Source organism: Achromobacter sp. ACM02 (genome assembly GCF_014851605.1).
GTDB lineage: Bacteria > Pseudomonadota > Gammaproteobacteria > Burkholderiales > Burkholderiaceae_B > Achromobacter > Achromobacter aegrifaciens.
On record NZ_JACUZY010000027.1, the window covers coordinates 1 to 492 of the forward strand.

Below are 492 nucleotides of genomic sequence, written 5' to 3' on the forward strand. Positions count from 1 at the left end.
TCAGGCGGATGTGGGCGGCCAGCAATTCACAGGCGCGGTCCGCATCGCGCGCCAGCGTGGCGTCCAGGATGCCTTTGTGTTCGTCGTCCAGGTCGCGCGCGATGGGCTTGCGCGTGACGGTCAGGCGGCGGTAGCGCTCGGCCTGCTGGTACAGGATGCCCAGGAAGTGATGCAGCCAGCGCGACGGACAGGCGCGGATCAGTTCGCGGTGGAACTCGCGGTTGCGCTGTTCCCACTCTTCAAAACGGGTGTCGGGGTCGGCGGCCAGGCGCTGTTCGGCCTTGCTCAGACGGTGGAAGGCGGCCAGCACCGCGCTTTCCCAGTCGTCATCGCCCAGGGCGATGGACTGGCGCAGGGCCTGGGTTTCCAGCAGCACGCGGTTCTCGGTGATGTCGCGGAAGTCTTCCAGCGAAATCGGCGTGACGTGAAAGCCGCGCTGTCCTTGCGCGATGACCAGCGCGTCCGACACCAGCAGCGCCAGCGCTTCGCGCA

Annotated in this window: 1 protein-coding gene; it reads right to left on the minus strand. The window is 67.5% G+C overall.

Annotation, left to right across the window (positions count from 1 at the left end; genetic code table 11):
* Positions 1–492 (minus strand): GntR family transcriptional regulator (locus tag IB258_RS30220; RefSeq protein WP_192353589.1); only part of this gene is annotated, 492 nt, incomplete at both ends.